General features: G+C 53.4%; 23 protein-coding genes and 1 tRNA gene. 2 read left to right on the top strand and 22 right to left on the bottom strand.

The window, feature by feature from the left end; translation table 11 throughout:
- Positions 1–28: 28 nt before the first annotated feature.
- The 15 genes from rnr to EVJ24_RS11425 form a co-directional block, all read right to left on the bottom strand.
- Positions 29–2,434, bottom strand: coding sequence for a ribonuclease R (gene rnr, locus EVJ24_RS11495; RefSeq protein ID WP_131441405.1), 2,406 nt, complete (start codon positions 2,432–2,434; stop codon positions 29–31).
- 16 nt (positions 2,435–2,450) lie between these two features.
- Entirely contained in the window at positions 2,451–3,191 is a 741-nt protein-coding gene (locus EVJ24_RS11490) for an alpha/beta hydrolase (protein WP_131441404.1), read from the bottom strand.
- A gap of 102 nt (positions 3,192–3,293) precedes the next feature.
- On the bottom strand, positions 3,294–3,518 hold the full coding sequence (gene secG / locus EVJ24_RS11485; RefSeq protein WP_012726902.1) for a preprotein translocase subunit SecG: 225 nt from the start codon (positions 3,516–3,518) through the stop codon (positions 3,294–3,296).
- Positions 3,519–3,591: 73 nt separating this feature from the next.
- Entirely contained in the window at positions 3,592–4,479 is an 888-nt protein-coding gene (locus tag EVJ24_RS11480) for a YitT family protein (protein WP_233589577.1), read from the bottom strand.
- A 55-nt stretch (positions 4,480–4,534) separates the two neighbouring features.
- On the bottom strand, positions 4,535–5,872 hold the full coding sequence (locus EVJ24_RS11475; protein ID WP_201740374.1) for a glycosyltransferase: 1,338 nt from the start codon (positions 5,870–5,872) through the stop codon (positions 4,535–4,537).
- Positions 5,869–7,077: a glycosyltransferase family 4 protein gene (locus tag EVJ24_RS11470; RefSeq protein WP_236637648.1), complete on the bottom strand. Its 1,209-nt coding sequence runs from the start codon at positions 7,075–7,077 to the stop codon at positions 5,869–5,871. The genes EVJ24_RS11475 and EVJ24_RS11470 overlap by 4 nt, the downstream gene beginning before the upstream one ends.
- 21 nt (positions 7,078–7,098) lie before the next feature.
- Positions 7,099–7,980: a UTP--glucose-1-phosphate uridylyltransferase GalU gene (gene galU, locus EVJ24_RS11465; protein ID WP_131441402.1), complete on the bottom strand. Its 882-nt coding sequence runs from the start codon at positions 7,978–7,980 to the stop codon at positions 7,099–7,101.
- Positions 7,981–8,514: 534 nt separating this feature from the next.
- A complete protein-coding gene (gene eno, locus EVJ24_RS11460) occupies positions 8,515–9,816 on the bottom strand; it encodes a phosphopyruvate hydratase (protein ID WP_070328705.1) in 1,302 nt (433 codons plus the stop codon).
- Positions 9,817–9,849: 33 nt separating this feature from the next.
- On the bottom strand, positions 9,850–11,388 hold the full coding sequence (gene gpmI / locus EVJ24_RS11455; RefSeq protein WP_131441401.1) for a 2,3-bisphosphoglycerate-independent phosphoglycerate mutase: 1,539 nt from the start codon (positions 11,386–11,388) through the stop codon (positions 9,850–9,852).
- Complete coding sequence (gene tpiA, locus EVJ24_RS11450) at positions 11,389–12,141, bottom strand: triose-phosphate isomerase (RefSeq protein WP_070328703.1); 753 nt, start codon at positions 12,139–12,141, stop codon at positions 11,389–11,391.
- 18 nt (positions 12,142–12,159) lie between these two features.
- Positions 12,160–13,344: a phosphoglycerate kinase gene (locus tag EVJ24_RS11445; RefSeq protein ID WP_131441400.1), complete on the bottom strand. Its 1,185-nt coding sequence runs from the start codon at positions 13,342–13,344 to the stop codon at positions 12,160–12,162.
- A gap of 99 nt (positions 13,345–13,443) precedes the next feature.
- The gene (gene gap / locus EVJ24_RS11440; protein ID WP_071397954.1) at positions 13,444–14,451 is read right to left on the bottom strand and encodes a type I glyceraldehyde-3-phosphate dehydrogenase; all 1,008 of its coding nucleotides are present in this window, start codon (positions 14,449–14,451) and stop codon (positions 13,444–13,446) included.
- Between the two features lie 60 nt (positions 14,452–14,511).
- Positions 14,512–15,537: a sugar-binding transcriptional regulator gene (locus tag EVJ24_RS11435; RefSeq protein ID WP_199749306.1), complete on the bottom strand. Its 1,026-nt coding sequence runs from the start codon at positions 15,535–15,537 to the stop codon at positions 14,512–14,514.
- A gap of 112 nt (positions 15,538–15,649) precedes the next feature.
- Positions 15,650–15,907, bottom strand: a complete 258-nt coding sequence (locus EVJ24_RS11430) for a glutaredoxin family protein (protein ID WP_070328700.1) — start codon at positions 15,905–15,907, stop codon at positions 15,650–15,652.
- 1 nt (position 15,908) lies between these two features.
- The gene (locus EVJ24_RS11425) at positions 15,909–17,048 is read right to left on the bottom strand and encodes an RNA polymerase factor sigma-54 (protein ID WP_131441398.1); all 1,140 of its coding nucleotides are present in this window, start codon (positions 17,046–17,048) and stop codon (positions 15,909–15,911) included.
- 125 nt (positions 17,049–17,173) lie between these two features.
- Here EVJ24_RS11425 and EVJ24_RS11420 point away from each other — a divergent pair.
- Positions 17,174–17,246: transfer RNA gene (locus EVJ24_RS11420), tRNA-Arg, on the top strand.
- 114 nt (positions 17,247–17,360) lie between these two features.
- Positions 17,361–17,975, top strand: coding sequence for an ATP-dependent Clp endopeptidase proteolytic subunit ClpP (clpP, locus tag EVJ24_RS11415; protein WP_269089713.1), 615 nt, complete (start codon positions 17,361–17,363; stop codon positions 17,973–17,975).
- Positions 17,976–18,015: 40 nt separating this feature from the next.
- Here clpP and EVJ24_RS11410 read toward each other — a convergent pair whose 3' ends face one another.
- The 7 genes from EVJ24_RS11410 to rapZ form a co-directional block, all read right to left on the bottom strand.
- Positions 18,016–18,711, bottom strand: a complete 696-nt coding sequence (locus tag EVJ24_RS11410; RefSeq protein ID WP_131441397.1) for a MerR family transcriptional regulator — start codon at positions 18,709–18,711, stop codon at positions 18,016–18,018.
- 57 nt (positions 18,712–18,768) lie between these two features.
- On the bottom strand, positions 18,769–19,134 hold the full coding sequence (locus EVJ24_RS11405; protein ID WP_236637643.1) for a hypothetical protein: 366 nt from the start codon (positions 19,132–19,134) through the stop codon (positions 18,769–18,771).
- Between the two features lie 135 nt (positions 19,135–19,269).
- A complete protein-coding gene (locus tag EVJ24_RS11400) occupies positions 19,270–19,785 on the bottom strand; it encodes a DUF2179 domain-containing protein (protein ID WP_131441395.1) in 516 nt (171 codons plus the stop codon).
- A gap of 93 nt (positions 19,786–19,878) precedes the next feature.
- Complete coding sequence (locus EVJ24_RS11395; protein ID WP_016508644.1) at positions 19,879–20,115, bottom strand: hypothetical protein; 237 nt, start codon at positions 20,113–20,115, stop codon at positions 19,879–19,881.
- Positions 20,116–20,201: 86 nt separating this feature from the next.
- On the bottom strand, positions 20,202–21,155 hold the full coding sequence (whiA, locus tag EVJ24_RS11390; RefSeq protein WP_131441394.1) for a DNA-binding protein WhiA: 954 nt from the start codon (positions 21,153–21,155) through the stop codon (positions 20,202–20,204).
- Between the two features lie 25 nt (positions 21,156–21,180).
- Positions 21,181–22,176 carry a gluconeogenesis factor YvcK family protein gene (locus tag EVJ24_RS11385; protein ID WP_071397965.1) on the bottom strand — a complete coding sequence of 332 codons (996 nt, stop codon included), beginning with the start codon at positions 22,174–22,176 and terminating at the stop codon, positions 21,181–21,183.
- Between the two features lies 1 nt (position 22,177).
- Positions 22,178–23,050 carry an RNase adapter RapZ gene (gene rapZ, locus EVJ24_RS11380; protein ID WP_071397966.1) on the bottom strand — a complete coding sequence of 291 codons (873 nt, stop codon included), beginning with the start codon at positions 23,048–23,050 and terminating at the stop codon, positions 22,178–22,180.
- Positions 23,051–23,105: the final 55 nt, after the last annotated feature.

Here is a 23,105-nt window from a genome sequence, read left to right as displayed (position 1 = left end):
AAATTACGGAAGGGGTCTCCCCCTCCCGTCAGCGACGTTTCTTCGCTCCGCGTTTCGCGTCGCCTGTTCGTTTTTGACCGTCTTGTTTCTTCAGATCGAGCGCCGAACGTCCTTGCGACGATTTCGGCTTCTCGCCCGGCTTACTCGGCTTGCCCGCTTGACCCGGTTTTCCCGGTTGTCCAGGCTTGCCGCGTTTCGGACGTTTGTCGTCACGGCCGCGTCCACCGCGCTTATCGTCTTTCTTCGGACGACCTTCCGTCGCTTTGATCGTCGTCGGTTGACGACGACGCGTCTGTTCCCGTTTCGGCATACCGACGACCGTGAAGTCGATCGTGCGCTCGTCTAGGTTGACGGCGTCGACTTTGACTCGGACCGAGTCACCAATCCGGAACTGACGTTTCGTCCGCTCACCGAGCAACATGAGCTGTGACTCGTCGAAGTGGTAGTAATCATCCATCGTTTGCAGACGGACGAGCCCTTCGATTGTGTTCGGGAGCTCGATGAACATCCCGAAGTTCGTGATGCCGCTGACGACACCGTCGAACTCTTCACCGAGACGTGACTCCATGTACTCGGCTTTCTTGAGCGCTTGCGTCTCCCGTTCAGCATCGACCGAGCGACGTTCGCGTCTCGACGTCTGTTCGGCGATCGAACTGAGACGTTCCTCGTACTTGGCGATCGTCTTGTCCGATAAGTCCTGGTTGAAGGCGTACGTCCGCATGAGACGGTGGACGATCAAGTCAGGGTAACGACGGATCGGCGACGTGAAGTGCGTATAGAAATCGGTCGCAAGACCGAAGTGACCGAGCGAGACATCGTCATACTTCGCCTGTTGCATCGAGCGCAACATGATCGTGCTGATGACCGGCTCTTCCGGCTGCCCTTCGATCGCTTTCAAGATCTTCTGAAGCGTCTTCGGTTCGACTTTTTGGCCTTTGAACCGTTCGATATGCACGCCGAAGTTGGCGACGAAGTCGAAGAAGAAATCGAGCTTGTCTGATTTCGGGTTATCGTGCACACGATAGATGAACGGGACGTCCATCTTGTGGAAGTGTTCGGCGACCGTCTCGTTGGCCGCGAGCATGAACTCTTCAATCAACTTCTCGGCGACCGAGCGTGGGCGCAAGACGATATCGGCTGCTTTCCCTTCCGTATCGACGATGACTTTCGCCTCGGCGAAGTCGAAGTTGATGGCACCGCGCGAGTTACGGCGCGACCGAAGAACTTCCGCGAGTTCGGCCATGAGGTCGAATTCACCGATGTACGGCTCGTAGCGCGCGAGCGTCTCCTCGTCGTCACGTTCGATGATTTCACGGACGTTCGTATACGTCATCCGCTCCGTCGTCTTGATGACACTCGGGAACAGCTCATGGCTGACGACTTTCCCGTTTTGCGGCGAGATCTCCATGACACAGCTGAGCGTCAGGCGGTTGACGTGCGGGTTGAGCGAACAGATCCCGTTCGACAAGCGGTGCGGCAACATCGGGATGACGCGGTCGACGAGATACACACTCGTCCCGCGCTCGAACGCCTCGACGTCGAGCGGTGAGCCTTCCTTCACGTAGTGTGACACGTCGGCGATGTGGACACCGAGCTCATAGTTGCCGTTGTTCAGTTTCTTGACGTGGACGGCATCGTCCAAGTCTTTGGCGTCTTCGCCGTCGATCGTGAAAATCGTCTCGTTACGCAGGTCGACACGGCCGATGAAGTCTTTCTCGTCCGCCTCTTCCGGCACGGCGTTCGCTTGGTCGATGACGTCTTCCGGGAACTCCGTCGGGATGCCGTGCTTGTAGACGATCGACAAGATGTCGACGCCAGGGTCGTTCTTATGTCCGATGATACGGACGACGTCACACGCTCCGGCGAAACGTCCATCCGGATACTTCGTGATGCGGACGACGACTTTGTGTCCTTCGACGGCACCGAGCGATTTATCCGTGTTGACGATTGGCCAGAAGTTGATGCGTTTGTCGTCCGGTTCAATGAAGGCGAACTGGTCGAGGCGGCCGCTCGGAAGCGTGTACGTCCCGACAAATTCAGATAGGCCGCGCTTCAATACTTTGAGCAACACGCCTTCTGTCTTGCCGCGGTTGTCCTCGCGTTTTTTGACGAGGATCGTATCGCCGTGATAGACGTCTTTCAATTGGTCCGGTGGCAAGAACACGTCTTCTGTCTCGCCTTCGACCGACAAGAAGCCGAAGCCGCGTTGGTGGATCGAGATGATCCCGGCCGCTTGGCCGAGCACGGCGAGCGTGCCGTAACGGTTCGTCCGCGTCCGGCCGATCAAGCCTTCCGCTTCAAGTTCGTTCAAGGTGCGGATGAGCTCTTTAAAGGCATCCGTCGACTCGAGCGCGAGACGCTCGGTCAATTGGTCTACAGTCAGCGCTTTGTCGCTTGACTGGATGATCTCTAGTAGTTGGTCACGTAAATTCAACGTGACACCTCCTTTTTCACACTGACCAGTCTAACGTTTCGAGAAAATCGAGCACGTCCTGGTGCAGTTTCTCTTTTTCTTTGTCGAGGGTGATCACGTGTCCCGAATGCTCGTACATGAGCAGTTCTTTTTGGAACGCGTTGATCGCCTCGTAGATTTCGTGTGCAGATTGAGGATCGACCATGCGGTCTTTCGCTCCTTGGATGACGAGCGCCGGGACGAAGATATCTTCGAGCCGAGACGTCGTCTCCTCGACGAACGCACGTAAATCGGTGAGTGTCGGCATCGGTTTGAAGTCCGCCATCTCCCGTTCGATTTGTTCGGTCGATTTGTCTTCCCTTGATTTATATTCTCGGGCGTACGCCTGGACTCCTTTATACAATCGGTCCTCGGCATCGATTTCAGTCGGTGCGCACATCGGCACGACACCTTTGACGCTCGCTTCTGAAGCGAGACGGAGCGACATGACGCCACCGAGCGATAGGCCGCAGACGGCGATCTCGGCGTAACCTTTGTCTTTCAACGCGTGGTAGGCGTCTTGGACGTCCTGCCACCAGTCGTTCGGTCCAAATTCGAGCAACTCTTCTGGTGGGACGCCATGTCCCCGGTACTGGGGTCCCATGCACGTGTAGCCTTCTTTTTGTAGGAAACGACCGAGCATGCGGACGTCCGCGCTCGATCCTGTAAAGCCATGCAACATTAACACGGCACGTGGTCCGCCTTCGAAGAAGAACGGTTTCGGTGCACTCACTTTCATCGTCCAAGTCAACTCCTCATACATTCCATTATTCCCAAAAAATAATGCAAAAAAACAAAAGCTGACCGCCTCACGTAAAAACCGAGAACGATCAGCCTTTCATCATAGTGATGCGACTAGTAATCCTAAAATGAAAAACAATGTGCCTAGTACAGCTGCAGTTCGGTTCAAAACAGCGTCAAAGCCGCGTGCTTTCTGGCGGCCGAACAACTGCTCCGCGCCACCTGCAATCGCCCCAAGACCTTGCGACCGACCTGACATGAGCAGTACGACGACAATCAATAAAACAGCCACGACGAGCAGGCTGATTGTAGCGATCGTTTGCATAATAGTCAGTTCCTCCTTCTTTTTACACGCTTCTTATTATATAGAAGTTGTGATAAAAACGCCAGCTTTCAAATTAACGGGATGGGTAGCTGAACCCTTCCCCGATCACTTCTTTCACTTGGTGGATGACGACGAACGCACGCGGGTCGGTCACTTCGACGATTTTCTTGAGCGGACCGACTTGGCGCTTGTCGACGATCATGTACAACATGTTCTTATCTTGCTTCGAATAATGGCCGTGACCGTGGATGATCGTCGCCGAGCGGCCGAGCGTCTCCGTCAAGACGGCGGCGAGCTCTTCGTGCTTGTCGCTAATGATCGTGACGGCTTTCCGGATGTTCAACCCTTCGGCGACGAGGTCGATGACCCACGAGCCGATGATGATGGCGATGAGCGTATAGAGCACGACTTGTTCCCCGAGGAAGAAGCCCGACGCCCCGACGACGATCGCATCGATAATGAACATCGACACGGCGACGCTCAAGTGCAGATAGCGTTCCATGAGCCGGGCGATGATGACACCGCCCCCGGTCGTCCCACCGACACGGAGCACCATGCCGATGCCGACACCGATCAAGATCCCGGCATAAACCGCCGCGAGCAGTTTATCCTCGGCCGGACTGCCCCAGTTATGGGTCAAGCTGAGGAAGAGCGACGTCGAGACGACGGCGACGACGGAATAGATCATCGTTCGGCGGTCGAGCAACTTATAGCCGACGATAAACAATAGACCGTTCCCGATGATTGACGTGAAGCCGAGGTCCCAACCGAACACGTAATACAAGATGATCGTGACCCCGAGCAGGCCACCTTCAGAGAAGTCGTTCGGGACGGTGAAATAGTTGACCCCGAAAGCGAGGATGAACGACCCGGCGATGATCCAGGCGATGTCCTTTAACGAGATCGATTGAAGTTTTTGCCAAACTTGTTGACGCAAAAGATGTTGTTGCTGACGTTTCATAAAAAATCCCCTTTCCATTTTGCATATAAAAAAGACCGCGGCAAAAGCCGCAGTCTTAATGTTGTACTGGCTTTGGCGCACCGTCTTTCATAATCGGCAACTTGCGGTCTGCGACGTTTTCGTAGACGTTCAAGAGTGCCTCTTTTTCCAAATCCCAGTTATATTTCTCGCGCGCCGTCTTCGTGTTCTCTTTGACACGGGCGTAAAGTTCTTGATCTTCGAGCAGGCGGTTGACGCCTTCCGCAATCGATTTCGGGTCATGCGAGTCGACGACGACACCGACGTCGTTGCCGGCGACGACACGTTCGATCTCAGGGAAGTCACACGACACGACCGGCACTTCGGCCATCAAGTATTCGAACAGCTTGTTCGATGACGCCGAGTAGTGGTTGAAGCAGACGTTGTTCAAGACCTGGAAACCGAGATATGCGTTCATCGTGTAGTACGGTAACGCCTCGACCGGTACTTTATCAATCATCTTGACGCGGTCACTGACGCCTTCGTCCTCGATCATCTGTTTGATGACCGGCTTCAATTTCCCGTCGCCGATCATGACGAGCGTGCCTTCTTTAAAGTCTTTCGCCGCCAAGACGAGTTGTTCGAGACCGCGTCCCGCTTGGACGCCGCCTTGATAGAGCAAGATCTTCTCGTCTTGCGGCAAGTCGAGCAAGGCGTGCAAGTCCTTCCGGAGCGAGAAGTCGAGCGGACGGTAGAACGGATAGTTATGGAGCACGTACGGATAGAAACCGTACAACTCTTCGTTGTGCGCCGCACGAGTATGGTTCTCGACCATCATCGAGTCGACGTATGGCAACAACCAGCCCTCAAGGTTACTTTGGATGTAGCCGTAACCGGTCCGGTCGGTCTGAACCTCATGCGAGTCGTAGACGATCTTGCCTTTATTGACGAGTTTGCCGGCGATCAACGCCTGCGGGAGCGTGTTCAAGTCGTTCGCGTGATAGAAGTCGTACGACTTTTTCGTCGAGGCGAACACCATCTCGAGCATCGCGCTCGCGTTGACGATGTTTTTACGGACCGGCGGGAGCAAAATCGCACCCGCTGCCGCGCCGAGACCGAGCATCGTCAGTGGCGCGAGGATGACTAATCCCGCCCCGACGAGTCCAGCCCCGAGTTGGCGCGTCTTCTTCTTCGACACCCACGTCCGGACTGATTTCAACGCCTTCATCCCGTTGACGAGAATCGACGGCTGACGTTTCACACGGATGACACGGAAACCTTCGGGGCGCATCTCTTCGGCCGGAAGCTCTTTGTTTTTAGGGTCTTGCAAGGCGATCAAATCGACCTCGTACCCCGCCTCGGCGAGCGCCGAGCATTCGCGAAGGACACGGGCGTCATTCGTAAAGTGGTTCCAAACAAACATACATACCTTCATCGTTGTTCCTCCATCATTAACTTGTCGATCACGTCATCGAGGACGTGTATATTGTTTTCCCAGCACAGGTTGTCTTTCACGTAACGGATGCCGTTCGCCCCGAACTTATCGCGCAGGTCCGGACGATCAAGCAATGTCCGGAGTGACTGTTCAATCTCGTCGATGTCACGCTTCCGTGACACGTAGCCGACTTCCGCCGCTTCGATGACATTCGCCGCATGGCCTGACACCGCAGCGACGATCGGTTTACCGACCGCCATATAATCGATTAATTTACCCGGGATGACCGTGTCGAACACGTCTTGGTCGATCAAGCTGACGAACGCGACGTCGGCATTTTTGATCGCTTGGAACGCCTCCGTCCGTGGCATCGCCTCGAGGAAGAGGAAGTTCTTGAATCCGCGGGCTTTAATCGTTGCTTTCAATTCGTTCTTCCGGTAACCGTAGCCGATCAGCTTGAAGTGGACGCGTGGCTCGTCGCGGAACCGCTCCGCGAGTTCAAGCAACAGCGACACGTCTTGGGCAAGCCCCATGTTGCCGGCGTATAAAATCTCCATCCGGTCGTCTTCGGGAACGGTCCGCTCCAAGTTGCGCTCGCTCACACGGATCGAGTTCGGCATATAGTGGATCATGCCGTTGTCGACACCACGTTGGCGCAAATAGCTGCGGAAGCCTTCCGAGTTGATGATGATCGCATCGGCCGACTTGTAGAGACGTTTCTCGAACCAAAACGCGGGCGTGAGCATCCAGTCGTACTTGAACACACCGACACCTTTGACCGACTCCGGCCACAGGTCACGGACGTCGAGTACGAACGGGACGCCATGTTTTCGCTTCGCATACACCCCGACGAACGCCATAAAAAAAGACGGGGTCGTCGCGAAGACGACATCCGGTTTCGTATCGAGTGCTCTGACGGCGGCGACACCTTTGATCATCTGTTCGAGGAACAAGGCGAGCCGGCTCAACATGTTCGACGTATGCTTCCGCTGTTTTGTGATCAACCGCTTGATGAACGGTTGGTTGTTCAGCTCCACGTCGTTCCAGAACCGGTCGTCTTTATACAAGTTGAAGTTCGGATACGACGGCGCGGCCGTGATGACCTCGACCTCGTAGCCGCGTTCTTTCATGAGATGCGTAATATTTTGCATCCGGTTGCCGGCGCTGCCGATCTCCGGATAATAGTTTTGACACACCATTAACATTGTTTTCAAAAATAACACACCTTACTGTTGTTCGAGTTCGTCCACGAACCGTTTCAAGAGCTGATGGACGTTGGTTTTTAAATCTGGGTCGCATAACGCATAGGCAATCGTCGCCTCGATAAAGCCGATCGGTTCCCCGACATCAAAGCGACGGCCGTCAAATTCGTAGGCGAACACCGTCTGCGCCTCGTTCAAGCGCGCGATGGCGTCCGTCAATTGGATCTCGCCCCCGGTACCGACCTCTTGGGCCGATAACGCCTCAAAGACGTCAGGCGTCAAAATGTAGCGGCCGAGGATGGCGAGGTTCGAGGGCGCTTCCCCGGCGGGCGGTTTCTCAACGAACGTCCGCACCGGGATGAGCTTCCCTTCGACGGCAAGCGGGTCAATTATACCATATCGATTCGTCATTTCATACGGGACACGTTGGACCCCGATGATCGAGCGTTCATGTATCTCGTACTGCTCGATGAGCTGGCGTGTCGCCGGCACTTCCGCCTCGATGATATCATCGCCCAAAAGGACGGCGAACGGTTCGTCACCGATGAACTTGCGGGCACACCAAATCGCGTGGCCAAGTCCTTTCGGCTCCTGTTGGCGTATGTAATGGATGTTGGCGAGGTTTGACGAGTGGCGGACCGACTCAAGCAGCTCCGTCTTCCCTTTCGACTCGAGGTTTTGTTCGAGCTCGATGGCCCGGTCGAAATGGTCCTCGATGGCACGTTTGTTCTTCCCGGTCACGATGATGATGTCCTCGATGCCTGAGGCGACCGCCTCCTCGACGATGAACTGGATCGTCGGCTTGTTGACGATCGGGAGCATCTCTTTTGGCATCGCCTTCGTCGCCGGCAAGAAGCGCGTGCCGAGCCCGGCGGCTGGGATGATGGCTTTGCGTACACGTTTCATGAACGTATCTCCTTTTTTCATTATGTAGATGATTATACCCAAAAATTCGACTTTCACGCACGTAAAAAACGGCCGTGACATGCGTCACGACCATTTCCGATCGTCCATATACTTATACAGGAACCACCCGCCGACACCGAGCGCAATGAGAAGAAGGAGAAAGCCGCTGATCATCATGACGAACGCCTCCTTTTACCTACACTAGTCTATTCCCGGAAATGCGAAGGGATATGCGCTCCGTCTTGGCGGCACCGATGCTTTCTGCAGGCAATCCACGGAGCCTCCTCGCGCTTACGCGCTTGCGGGGTCTCCGCGCGATTGCTTTCCTGCAAGAGTCACGGTGCCGCTCGGACGGAAATCAGACGGTGGGCGACTCCTTGGGGAGAGTGATGCAAGGATGACCCCGTAAAGCGCGAAGGCGCTGCGGAGGCATCCGCATCACCCCAGGAAAGCGTCCCGCCGTCTGATGAACGCCTTCTCCCCCCTCCACAAAAAAACAGGCCCGCCATAAGGCGGACCTGAAACAATCATCAATTATTTTTTGAGGTTTTTGAGGTTGTAGAACGACTTGATGCCGTCGTATTTCGCTACATCGCCGAGCATGTCTTCGATGCGGAGAAGTTGGTTGTACTTCGCGATACGGTCTGTACGTGAAAGTGAACCTGTTTTGATTTGACCAGCGTTTGTCGCAACTGCGATATCAGCGATTGTCGCATCTTCTGTTTCACCAGAACGGTGCGAGATAACTGCTGTGTAGCCAGCTTTTTTAGCCATTTCGATCGCGTCGAATGTTTCTGTGAGCGTACCGATTTGGTTAACTTTGATGAGGATCGAGTTCGAGATGCCTTTTTCGATACCTTCAGCAAGTTTCTCAGTGTTCGTTACGAAGAGGTCATCCCCAACGAGCTGAACTTTGTGACCGATTTTGTCAGTAAGCAATTTGAAGCCGTCCCAGTCGTTTTCGTCGCAACCGTCTTCGATTGAGATGATTGGGTACTTGTCAACGAGCTCAGCGTAGAAGTCTACAAGCTCAGCAGTCGTCATTGACTTGCCTTCGCCAGCGAGTTCGTACTTGCCAGTCGACTTGTCGTAGAACTCAGACGATGCAACGTCCATTGCGAGGTAGATGTCTTCGCCAGCTTTGTAACCAGCTTTTTCGATCGCTTCAAGGATAACTGTGATCGCTTCTTCGTTCGACTTAAGGTTTGGTGCGAAACCACCTTCGTCGCCGACAGCTGTGTTAAGACCCATACCAGAAAGAACTGATTTGAGGGCGTGGAATACTTCTGCACCCATGCGGAGCGCTTCACGGAACGTTGGCGCGCCTACAGGCATGATCATGAACTCTTGGAAGTCAACGTTGTTGTCAGCGTGCGAACCACCGTTGATGATGTTCATCATTGGAGTTGGAAGCGTCTTCGCGTTGAATCCACCGAGGTACGTGTAAAGTGGAAGGCCGAGCTCGTCTGCTGCCGCGTGTGCTGCTGCCATTGAGACACCAAGGATCGCGTTTGCGCCGAGTTTACCTTTGTTTTTCGTACCGTCGAGCTCGATCATTTTCGCATCGAGTGCGTTTTGGTCGAAAACATCGTAGCCGATGAGTTCAGGTGCGATTGTGTCGTTTACGTTAGCAACGGCTTTGAGTACGCCTTTACCAAGGTAACGTGACTTGTCGCCATCGCGAAGCTCGACTGCTTCGTGCTCACCAGTTGATGCGCCTGATGGGACGAGGGCACGACCGAAGCCGCCGTCTTCTGTGAATACTTCTACTTCGATTGTTGGGTTACCGCGTGAATCCAAAATTTCGCGTGCGTAAATTTCTGTGATCATTGACATAAAAATCGCTCCTTTTTGTTTGGAAAGTTAATGTTACTTCGTAACGATTGACGTACCGGTCATTTCAGCCGGTTGCTCTCCACCAAGAAGGTGTAAGAGTGTTGGCGCGAGGTCGCAAAGCGAACCTTTCATAACTGGTTTCAGTTCAACGCCTGGCTTCGTGACGATACATGGTACTGGTTCAGTCGTATGGGCCGTCATCGGTGAGCCGTCCGGGTTCGTGACAAGGTCAGCGTTCCCGTGGTCCGCCGTGATGATCGCCGCGCCGCCTTTGGCGAGTAGTGCGTCCACCACTTTACCGAGGCATTCGTCGACGACTTCGACCGCTTTTTTCGTCGGTTCGAGCATGCCGGAATGACCGACCATGTCCGGGTTCGCGTAGTTGATGATGTACGCGTCGTACGTGTCTGATTCGATTCGCTCGAGAAGACCTTCTGTGAGCTCGTATGCGCTCATTTCCGGTTTCAAGTCGTACGTCGCTACTTTCGGCGACGGGACGAGGAAGCGATCTTCACCTTCGAACGGTGTTTCTTGTTGTCCGTTCAAGAAGAACGTGACGTGCGGGTATTTCTCAGTTTCCGCGGCGCGGAGCTGTTTGTACCCTTGCGCGGCGAGTGTTTCGCCGAGCGTGTTTTTCAAATCTTCCGGCGGGAAGACGATATCCGTATCGATCTCATCCGAGAATTTCGTCATCGAGACGAGCAAGACGTTCTCCGGATGCGCGCTCGAGAGCTCGAATCCTTTGAAGCCTGTCTTCTCTTTGAACACTTTCGCGAGTTCGATCGCCCGGTCCGGACGGAAGTTGAAGAACATGATCGCGTCGTTGTCTTTGATCGTCGCGACCGGTTGACCGTCTTTCTCGATGACCGTCGGCAAGACGAACTCATCTGTCAAACCGTCTGCGTACGATTGCTTAAGCACGTCGACCGCATTCGTTCCGACTTCGCCTTTCGCGTTGACGAGGACGTCGTAAACTTTCTCGACGCGCTCCCAACGGTTGTCGCGGTCCATGGCATAGTAACGTCCAGACACACTAGCGACTTGACCGACACCGAGTTCAGCGAGCTTCGCTTCCGTCTGTTCGAGGAAGCTTGCACCTGATTTCGGATCACAGTCACGGCCGTCCGTGAAAGCGTGAATGAATACTTTTTCAATGCCGTGGAGTTTCGCGAACTCGACGATGGCGAACATATGTTGAATGTGCGAGTGAATCCCGCCGTCTGAGACGAGTCCCATGATGTGGAGACTTGAATCATACTTCTTCACATGTCCAGCCAAATGGTTCATTGCTTGACGGTCGAAGAGCGACCGGTCTTTGATGGAGTTGTTGACGCGTGAAAGTGACTGATAGACGACTCGGCCGGCACCGATATTTAAGTGACCGACTTCCGAGTTGCCCATCTGACCTTCCGGGAGACCGACGTACTCACCTTGCGCGTTTAAAAGCGTGTGTGGATACTGCTCCCAGAAACGGTCGAAGTTCGGTTTGTTCGCCGCAGCGACCGCATTACCGAACGTTTCGTTCCGCATACCGAAACCATCTAAGATGATAAGGGCGACAGGTCTTGCCATTTAAATCGCCTCCAACAACTTGAGGAACGAAGCAGCTTCGAGTGAAGCACCGCCGACGAGTGCGCCGTCGATGTCTTCTTGAGCCATATACTCCTTGATGTTCTCAGGTTTGACTGAACCGCCGTATTGGATGCGAACCGCAGCCGCCACGTCTTCACCGTAAAGGCCTTTTACAACGTCGCGAACGTATTTGCATGAGCTTTGCGCGTCTGCTTCGTCCGCTGATTTGCCAGTACCGATTGCCCAAACTGGCTCGTACGCGATGACGAGTTGTTTGACTTGGTCAGCTGAAAGATCGGCGAGGCCACCTTCGACTTGCGTCTTGATGACTTCTTCGAACTTGCCGCCTTCGCGCTCGTCAAGTGTTTCACCGACACAAACGATTGGCGTAAGACCGTGTTCGAACGCTTTTTTCGTTTTGCTGTTGATGAACGCATCTGACTCGCCGAAGTACTCACGGCGCTCCGAGTGTCCAAGGATGACGTAAGTGACGCCGAGGTTGGCGATCATCGCCGGGCTCGTTTCACCTGTGTATGCCCCGCTGTCTTTGTCGTACATGTTTTGCGCACTAAGCTTTAAGTTCGATCCTTTAGCCGCTTCTACCATTGGGGCCAAGAATACTGCTGGTGCACCAATCGCCGCGTCAACTTTGTCCGTTGACGGGATATTGTTTTTAACTTCCTCTACGAAAGCGACCGCTTCCGAGAGTGTTTTATTCATTTTCCAGTTACCTGCAATAATCGGTTTACGCATCGATAATCCTCCTCAGTTTTACTTGTCGTTCAACGCTTCGACGCCTGGAAGTTTCTTGCCTTCCATGAATTCGAGTGAAGCGCCGCCACCAGTTGAGATGTGACTCATCTTGTCAGCGAGGCCGAATTTGGCTGCTGCCGCGGCTGAGTCGCCACCACCGATGATTGAATACGCGTCGCTGTCTGCGAGTGCTTGAGCGACACCTTTCGTTCCGTTAGCGTATTTATCGAGTTCGAATACGCCCATCGGTCCGTTCCAAACGACAAGTTTCGATTCGCGAATCGCTTCCGCGTAAATTTCGACCGTCTTCGGTCCGATGTCGAGACCCATGTGATCCGCAGGGATCGAGTCGATATCGACTGGTCCGACGTATGTTTCTTCGCCGAATTCTTTCGCAATCACACAGTCGACCGGCATCAAGAACTTCACGCCTTTGTCTTCTGCTTTTTTCATGAACTGACGAGCGAGGTCGAGCTTGTCTTCTTCAAGGAGTGACGTTCCGACTTCGTGCCCGAGTGCTTTCGAGAACGTGTACGAGAGTCCGCCACCGATGATGAGTGTGTCAACGATGTCAAGAAGGTGGTCGATGACCCCAATCTTATCCGCTACTTTTGAACCGCCGATGATTGCCGTGAACGGACGATCCGGGTTCAAGAGTGCCTTGCCGAGCACTTCAAGTTCTTTCTCCATCAATAAACCAGAAACTGCCGTGTCGACGTTTTGTGCGATCCCTTCTGTCGAAGCGTGGGCACGGTGAGCCGCACCGAACGCATCGTTGACAAAGACGTCAGCGAGCGCCGCAAAGCCTTTAGCAAGTTCTGGATCATTTTTCGTTTCACCAGGGTAGAAACGGACGTTTTCGAGAACGACGACGTCGCCTTCACCAAGTTTTGAAACAGCTTCTTCTGCGACAGGGCCATACGCCTCTTCTACGAGTTGTACGTCTTTGCCGAGAAGTTCAGCGAGACGTTTTGCAACTGGTGCAAGTGAGAACTCAGGATTTTTCTCGCCTTTTGGACGGCCGAGGTGGCTCGCCAAAATCACTTTCGCGCCACCGTCGATCAAAAACTTGATCGTCGGGAGAGCTGCTTGAATCCGAGTTTCATCTTGAATGACGCCATCTTTAAGTGGAACGTTGAAGTCAACGCGGCAAAAGACGCGCTTCCCTTTTACATCGATGTCACGAATAGACTTTTTGTTCATAAACCTTCGCCTCCATATGTCGTGCGTGTCAATTTCATAAATAGAGCGGAGAACAATCTCTTGTTTCCGCTCCTATTTGGTTCTATTTAGTTCACGAACTTACTTCGCGATTTCAGCAAAGTGCTTGAGTGTGCGAACCAATTGTGCAGTGTATGACATTTCGTTGTCGTACCATGCAACTGTTTTAACAAGTTGCTTGTCGCCGACTGTCATGACTTTCGTTTGTGTCGCATCGAAGAGTGAACCGTAAGTGATTCCGACGATGTCAGAAGATACGATTTCGTCTTCAGTGTAACCGAATGACTCGTTCGCTGCTTTTTTCATTGCTGCGTTGATTTCGTCAACAGAAACTGTTTTCTCGAGAACTGTTACGAGCTCAGTCAATGAACCAGTTGCAACTGGTACACGTTGTGCTGCGCCATCAAGTTTACCTTGAAGTGCTGGGATAACAAGGCCGATCGCTTTAGCCGCACCAGTTGTGTTCGGTACGATGTTCGCTGCTGCCGCACGTGCACGACGGAAGTCACCTTTAGGGTGTGGAGCGTCGAGCGTGTTTTGGTCGCCAGTGTAAGCGTGGATTGTTGTCATGAGACCTTCGATGATTCCGAACTGATCTTGGAGAACTTTCGCCATTGGCGCCAAGCAGTTTGTTGTACAAGAAGCACCAGAGATTACTGTCTCAGAACCGTCAAGGATTTCGTGGTTCGTGTTGTAAACGACTGTCTTCATGTCACCTGTAGCCGGAGCCGAGATCACAACTTTTTTCGCGCCAGCTTTCAAATGAAGCTCCGCTTTTTCTTTGTCTGTGAAGAATCCAGTACATTCGAGGACGATGTCAACACCGAGCTCGCCCCATGGAAGTTCTTCTGGGTTACGGTTAGCAAGTGTAACGACTTTCTCGCCGTTTACGAGGAAATGACCGTCGTGTACTTCAACTTCTCCGTCGAAACGACCTTGTGTCGTGTCATATTTGAGAAGGTGAGCAAGCATCTTCGTGTCAGTCAAGTCGTTGATTGCAACAACTTCGACTCCTTCGTTCTTGATGATCTCGCGGAATGCCAAGCGACCAATACGTCCAAATCCGTTAATACCAACTTTTACTGCCATAGTTAATTTCCTCCTTAGGGTAGAAGCTATTTATTAGAAGAGCCAACGGGGGTCAACTCTTTAATAACGATTTAATAATTCTGTGGCCGCACCTTCGTCTGTGACGAGGATGATGTTCGGCCTATGTTTCGCATATGCGGCAATCGCTTGTGCCTTCGACTTTCCTCCGGCGACGGCGATGACGGTGTCCATGTCGTCGAGCTCCTCTAATTGGATGCCGACCGTCTTGACCCGATGAACGATTTCGCCTTCTGCGTTGAAATAATATCCGAACGCTTCGGCGACGGCTTCGTGCCGTTCGATCATCCGCAAATGCTCCGGTGTGGCGTGACGACGTTTTGCCATCGTTTCGGCCTCACCAATTCCATGTACCACTATTCGAGCCGCTCTAATCATTTCCAGCACATTTTTTATGCTTGGTTCCTCCACCATCCGTTCAAACGTCTTTTGTGAAACCTCATCCGGAATGTGGAGTAAATGATAGTCGGCGTGGGCCCGGTCCGCCATCCGAGAACAGACGGTGTTCGCCTGTAACTCGAGCGTTTCGCCGAGTCCGCCGCGTGCCGGCACGAAATGCATCGGTCGTTCTTTTTTATCGGGCGACATCATTGCCGCAACCGATGCCATCGTCGTCCCGCCTGTGACCGCGATGATATTGTCGTCAGGTGCCAGTCGCGCTTTTAGTTGCGTGACGGCGGCCCGACCGATATCTCGCTGGACCCAGAACGTCTCGTCCGAATCTCCCGGTACGATGACGACTTGGCGAACGCCTAGTTTTTGCTCGAGGACTCGTGCGACTTGTGAAATCCCTAGGATTTCTCCCATGACCTCGTGCAAGTCTCTGAGAACGTTTCGGCCCGATTCTGTAAGTGAGATCCCTTGGGTCGCGACTGTGAGAAGACCTTGGTCTTTCAAAAAGTCGACTTCTCGTCTTAAGATTCGTTCCGTCAGCCCGAGGCTTGTGGCCAACGTCCGGCGGCCGATTGGCTGCATGAGCCGGACATAATGTAAGATGTCATAACGATGTCGGAGCGTGTCGAGCAGGTCAGGGACGATTTGCTTCTGAACTTGAATCAGTTGCTGGATCATGCTCATTCCCCCTCGACTTAAAGTGTGGACAAAATTTGTCCCGCTTTTATTTTTACGTCCCACCGCTACGAGTTCATCTTACCAATCACCTTACCGTCTGGCAACCCCTTCAAACGTTTTTTTTCGATGTAAGCGTATACTTAACAAATTCTTCAACTTTCTCATCATCGTATCGCCCTTGACTGATAAGGGTTCCTTCATGTACAACGACGGGAATCTCAAATAAATATTTTTCTTCAAGCAACGCGTCACCCGTGATGTCGATTTGCTCGAGCTCGAACGGATAATCTTCCTGTAGCCATTCGAGCATGACGAGCGCCTCCTCACAAAGCGAGCAGTTCTCCCGGCGATATAACGTCAGTACCATGTCACGTCTCCCCTTTCCATAACTGTCTTTCCCGCTCCCGCGAATTGCCAAAACCTAGCGCCTCGCGATAATTCGCGACCGTCCGCCGCGTCACGGTGTAGCCAATCTGGGCCAGCTCCTCGGTGAGCGCCTGGTCGCTCAAAGGCGCCGTCTCTTGTTGGATCAGCTCGGCGAGCGCCCGTTTAATCATGAACGGGGCTTGGCCGTGGTACGTGGCGCGGACGAAGAAGTGACGCCACTCCATCACGCCGCCCGCGGTCTTGGCGTACTTGCCTTGAATCGCGCGGCCGACCGTGGACTCATGCTTGCCGATCTCGATGGCGACTTCTTTTCGTGTGAGCGGATGCAGGACGAGCTGCCCATGGAGCCAGTCTGCCTGGCGTCGCTCGATGACGGCCCACACGGAGCGGAGCGTCTCTGCGCGCATCGCGAGCGTCTCTTGCCACCACTTCGCCTCCCGGTCCGAACCGACGTCTAAGGCGATCATCGGGCTGAACCACGTCGTGATGAGTTCCCCGTCTTGAACGACGACCTCGAGTTCGGGCAGAATATGCTCGGTTTCTTCATATAATATTGGTGTCCTCGGGAGTGTGGCGACGATTCGGCTGATTCGCTCGTATTCGTCGGTCGTCATCCCGAGCTTGTCCGCTATATGCTCGACCTTTGCGTCAAGCGCCTCGAATACGTCGAGCACGTGTGGATCGTCATGCTCGATTGCGTGACGGTATTGGCAGTCATGTTCTGAAATCGCACCGATCCCGGTCGGCTCTAAAAATAACAGTGCGCGCCGGGCCAGATCGACGTCCGCCATCTCGACACCGAATCGCTTCGCGAGGACGGCATCGGTCTCCGGCAGTAGCCCGCGATGGTCGAGCGCCATGACGAGTTGTTTTTGAAGCTGTTTTTGGGCCTCGGTCCCGCTTCCTTCGTCAATCTGTTCAAATAGCCGTGCTTCAAAACCGCCCGCCGCGTCCGCAATCCATTCGACCGTACCGCCCGTTGTGATGTGCGCGTTTCGTTTAGCCAACCGGGAGAGCTGCCACTCGAGCGCGACCCGGTCCGCCTCAAGAACCGGCAGACGCCGGACCATGTCTTGTGTCAGCTGAAGCTTCTGCAGTTGTTGCTGTTCTTGCCGTTGCATCGGTCACACCCCTCTCACTTCTAATTGTAACGAATGGTCGCCGAACGCGCTTGCAAAAAAAAGACATAACAACAGGATTGCTTTTTCAAAAAAACAATTGTATAATAAATCGTGTCAGAGAACATGCACCCGTAGCTCAGGGGATAGAGCACTGGTTTCCGGTGCCAGGTGTCGGGAGTTCAAATCTCTCCGGGTGTATCAAATCAAGAGGTCAGGCAGATGCCTGGCCTCTTTTGTCGTTTATAATTGGTCGAACGGTGGAATATGTGAGAAACAAAGACTATCGTTTGACCAACATTGACTATAACGGTTATGATAGGTTTACACGATACATACAAGGAGGCAAATTCAATGTTAATTCCAACAGTTATCGAACAAACAGGTCGCGGGGAACGCGCGTATGACATTTACTCACGCTTGCTTAAAGACCGGATCATTCTTCTCGGAAGCGCGATCGACGACAACGTCGCCAACTCGATCGTCGCCCAGCTTCTTTTCCTTGCAGCTGAGGACCCAGATAAGGACATCTCACTCTACATCAACAGCCCGGGTGGCTCGATCACTTCCGGAATGGCGATCTACGACACGATGAACTTCATCAAGCCGAACGTATCGACAATCTGTATCGGAATGGCCGCATCGATGGGTGCCTTCTTGCTCCAAGCCGGTGAAAAAGGTAAACGCTTCGCGCTTCCAAACGCGGAGATCATGATCCACCAACCGCTCGGCGGAACACAAGGTCAAGCGTCGGACATTAAAATCCACGCTGAACGAATCATCAAGATGCGTGAGAAGTTGAACCAAATCATGTCCGACAACACAGGACAGCCGCTTGAAGTCATCGAGCGCGACACAGAGCGCGACTACTTCATGTCAGCTGAAGAGGCGAGCAACTACGGTCTCATCGATAAAGTCATGACACGTTAAACCAAAAGCACCTTTCCCAGCTTCGGGAAAGGTGCTTTTTTTATTGGATCGGTAACCAAATCTCAATCAAATCATCGGCCCCTTCTTGCCCATGGATATAGCGCTCAAAATCGACTGCATCACGCAACGTCACATCCGGCAAAGCCAAAAGTTGATCGTACGTCGATGGAATGGCCGGGATCCCCCCTTCGACCGTTGCGACCAGGTAACGTCCTGCCGACAATTCGACTTGTCGGGCACCCTTCCCATGTACGGGTTCGGTCATGCCTGCCAGATAAGCTTCTTCTTTCGGCAAACAGACACCGTACGACTCGTTTGTCGTCAGCTCTGGATTTAGTTTTTCCCATACGACCGAGATTGCTGTGAGTTCGGATACGTACCCGTTCACAACTTTAGGTTGCTCCCATGTCTCATAGCGAACATTCATTTGATTCCCTCCTGTTTGCATCCATTCGATTTGTTGCTCGATTTGTCGCAACGCCTCGATTTCACGTTGGACTTCATCAAGCCTGCCTTCAAGTAACTCGCTCACACTTCCTGCGGTCTGAATCTGTTCGAGCGAAATGCCTATTTGCCGCAATAACTTGATTTCGTTCAAGCGTCTTATTTCTTCTATTCCGTATAACCGATACTGATTGTCTAAACGAGTCGGCTGGACGAGCCCTTTCGCTTCATACCACTTTATCGCTTTAATTGACAACCCCGTTAGATGGACAACTTTTCCGATTTGAATCATTGGCGTTCCCCCTTCTCGTTTATGTTAAAGCCGTCCGTAACGGACAGGTCAACTCTTTTATTCCTCCACCTCGACGCCGAACACGTAACGGCTGTCGCCTTGTGCCCAGTCCCCGCCCGTCTCGAACAAATAGACGCCGGGTTCATCGGGAACGACTTGCTCGGACGGGACGAGTTCCCCGTCGACAATCTGATTGAATGAAAAGTTCGACGGCTCGGCGTGGAACGTCACGTCGATCGCATCACCCGGTTTGACCGGGACGAGCTGCAGGTCGTCCGCTCCCGGTAACCCGTGGTCTTCACATACCCCTTGTCCCTGATCGGACCAACAAAACGTCGACTGTCTCACTTCGGCGGTCACTGAACCGACCCGGACCGTCGGCAGTGGCGGGCGTAGCGACGATTCTGTTTTCCAAAAAGACATCGCGAGCAATCCTCCCCCGACTACCAGTAACCCGATCACCAACACCCATCGCCCTTTTCGCTTCAACGCACTCATCTCCTTTCCCTGTCTATTCCCCACTCCACAAAAAAAGACCCACTTTCGTGAGCCTTCCGTTCATTTCGGGCGTCGTAGCCCTTTCAACATATATCCACCTTTGAAGTCGACCGGGTCGAACGCGACGAGGAACGCCTTCGGCTCATACTCTTCGACCATTTGGCGCAAATCCTTCATCCGCGTCCGTGCCGCCAAGACGTCAAGGCGATACCGGACCCCGTCCCGGCCTTGTCCTTGGTAATGTGTCACACCGTAACCGCTGTCGCGCATCTTTTGGATGAGCTCGGCCGGAAACTCTTGCGTGTGGACTTGGATCATGTTGTAGCCGATCGCAAGTTTCCGCTCGACGAAGCCTCCGAGAAGAATACCGAGACCGAACCCGACCGCATACACAATCATCCCGAGCGTCGTCAAATCTTGGAAGACGATGCCGAGCGCGAAGATATAGATGAGCGTCTCGAGCGTCCCAAACAATCCCGCAATCACCGTTTTCCCTTTGACGAGCATGATCGTCCGTAGCGTCAGCACCGGAACGTAAAGTAGTTGTAACAATAGGATGAGCATAATTTGCCCCATACGTTCGACCTCCATTTCGATTCAGTAACTCCACTATTCCAAATTTTTGTCACAGATGCAACCAAAAAAGGCTGACCGCGGTCAGCCCTTTTCTCATTTGCTTAAATTATCAACGCTCGTGAGCAGTTCATAGTCTTTACGGATAACTTGGTAAATCGCGTTCGTATCGCCCGACAACATCTCTTCAGCACGTAACTGGTTGAGGAAGAGGCTTGTCGCGAATGTCACGAGCGCACTTTTCGGAATCCCGATTTCTTTGGCCCGGTCCGTGATGACCCGGTCTAGCTCAGCGTCAATCGTGAGCGAGAGTCTTTTCTTTGCATTCGACATAATGTTGAAGCTCCTTTAGTTTACATTTCAAATTCCTATACACAATTGCTAATTATATAGGAAGAATGCTTTTGGCGCAACCGGTGTCAGGATGACCCGATTTCTTCGCCGCTGCGAACTTTCTCTGCAATCTGGTCGATTTTGCGAAGCCGGTGGTTGATGCCCGACTTCGAGATCGGTCCCGTCTCGAGCATCTCCCCGAGTTCTTGGAGCGACACGTCTTGATGGGTGACCCGAAGCTCGGCGATCTCACGGAGCTTGACCGGTAAAACTTCAAGCCCGACCGTCCGTTCGAGATACTTGATATTCTCGACTTGCCGGAGCGCCGCCCCGACCGTCTTGTTCAAGTTCGCCGTCTCACAGTTGACGAGCCGATTGACCGAGTTGCGCATGTCTTTGATGATGCGGGCGTCCTCAAAATCGAGCATACCGCGCGTCGCCCCGATCAGTTTAAGGAAGTCGGAGATCTTCTCGCTCTCTTTGATGTAGAGGATATGTCCTTTTTTCCGCTCGAGCGTCTTTGCGTTCAAGCCGAAGCGGTTGGCGAGGTCACGGAGCGCCTGGTTATGGTTCTCATACAGACTGTACACCTCTAGATGATACGACGACGTCTTCGGATGGTTGATCGATCCCCCGGCGAGGAACGCACCACGCAAGTAAGCGCGGGCCAGGTTCTGGTTGCGCGTCATATCCGAGTTGAGTGTCCGGATCATCTCATAGTTCTCCCCGAGGATCTCTAAGTCACGGAGCATCGTCTCGGCACGTTGCGAGACACGGACGATGTAGACGTTGTTCTTCTTCAACCGCATTTTCTTCCGGACGAACAGATCCAAGTGATGGTCGTACAGACGTTTCATGAGGGAGTAGATGCGGCGCGCGATCGCGGCGTTCTCGGTCGAGACGTCAAGCGTCATCCCCCGTCCTAAAGCGAGCGAGATGACACCGTTCATGCGGACGAGCGCGGACAATTCCGCTTTCGCCTCGGCATCGGTGACGTCGAGTTGCGTCAGTTCTTTTTTCACCTCTGAGGCAAAGCTCATCTCGGTCCCCTCCTTTCCATTCCTGCTATTTCAGTTCAAGCTCCTGGTACGAGCGTGGTTTCTTGATCCGCAGCACGCGTTGCATGACGAGCCCGGCAATCGCGTCCGAATCGTGACGGATATAGTCCCGGTTATAGTCGACGATGTCCCCGGCGAGCACGTTCGTGCCATAGTTGCGGAGCTTCTTCCGATCGAACCGGACTTCTTCCGATCCGTCTTCGAGGTAGCGCTCTAAATAAATATCTTCAATCGGTTCGTTGTTGACGACGATCGTATCGACCGTCGACTTCCCGAGGTACGCCTCGACCGACTTCAAATGCCGCATCGCGTCGTAGCCTTGCGTCTCACCTGGTTGCGTCATGACGTTACAAATATAGACGATCGGGACGCCGGCACGGACGATGGCGTCGCGCACTTCCGGGATCAACAAGTTCGGAATGATGCTCGTATACAGGCTTCCCGGACCTAGGACAATCACATCCGCCTGTTCAATCGCTTCGACGACACCCGGTGCTGCTTTGATGCCTTCTTCAAGCAAGAACATGCGCTTGATCGCTTTTCCGACGAGCGGGATCTTTGATTCGCCTTTGACGATCGTCCCGTCCTCAAATTCAGCGGCGAGCGTCATGAGCGTCTCCGTGACCGGCAAGACCTTCCCTTGGGCGTTCAAAAGTTGCGACAGTACGTCGATCGCCTTGACGAACGATCCTTCACAAATATGTGTCGCCGCCGTCAACATCAAGTTGCCGAGCGAATGCCCCTCGAGCCCGTAACCGCTGTCGAACCGATACTGTAAGATGCGGTCCATGAGCGGCTCGACTTCAGATAACGCCAAGATGACGTTACGGATATCTCCGGGCGGTAGCATATGGAACTCGTCGCGGAGCCGTCCCGAGCTGCCGCCGTCATCCCCGACCGTGACAATCGCCGTGATTGCAAGCGGATAATGCTTGAGACCACGGACGAGCGTCGATAGACCCGTCCCGCCACCGATTGCGACAACTTTTCTCTCGCGTCTCATCTTACTTCTCCTTCGTCGCGTGGACGAGGTCGCGATGGACGGTCTTGACGTTGTAGCGCTCGGCGAAATGGGCCGATACTTTTTCAGCGAACGTGATCGAACGGTGCTTCCCGCCCGTACAACCGAAAGCGACGACAACTTGCGTTTTCCCTTCCCGCTTATATTGCGGCAACAGGAACTCGAGCATATCGATCACTTTTTTATAAAACGCTCGCGCCTCAGGATGCGACATGACGTAATTTTGAACTTCTTCCGTCTGCCCAGTGAGCGGCCTGAGCTCCGGGATGTAGAACGGGTTCGTGATGAAGCGGACGTCGAACAACAAGTCGATGTCGAGCGGCACGCCGTGCTTAAAGCCGAACGACATGAAGTTGACGGTGAACGGGATCCGCTCTTCGTTGAACTGGAGCAAGATCCGGTCTTTGAGCATTTGTGGCTTCAAGTCGCTCGTATCGTAGAGCGTGTGGGCCCGGTCACGGAACCCTTCGAGCAGCGAGCGCTCCATTTTGATGCCGACGAGCGGTGCGTCTTCCGGGGCGAGAGGATGCGACCGGCGCGTCTCTTTATAACGACGGACGAGCACTTCGTCCCGTGTGTCGAGGTAGAGCAGATGCGGGTGCACGTTCTTTTGTTCGAGATCATCGATGACGATGAACAAGCTATCGATGAAGTCCGGCGTGCGCGTGTCGATCGCGACCGCGATCTTCGGACGGACCGAACTGATGACATCGATCAGCTGCGGCAACAAAACCGGCGGCAAGTTATCGACGCAAAAATAGCCGAGGTCCTCAAAACTATTCATTGCGACCGATTTACCAGCCCCACTCATCCCGCTGATGATGATCAATTCTTCTAATCCTTTAAAGTCTTCCATGTCGCTGACGCCCCCTTAAATTTGACAACCGAGCCGTGTGTTCAGCTCTCTTCTA

Origin of the sequence: Exiguobacterium sp. SH1S21, assembly GCF_004337175.1 — a bacterium.
Taxonomy (GTDB): domain Bacteria; phylum Bacillota; class Bacilli; order Exiguobacteriales; family Exiguobacteriaceae; genus Exiguobacterium; species Exiguobacterium aurantiacum_A.
The sequence above is the reverse complement of the archived record's forward strand: the minus strand, read 5'-3'. Positions and strand labels throughout refer to the sequence as shown.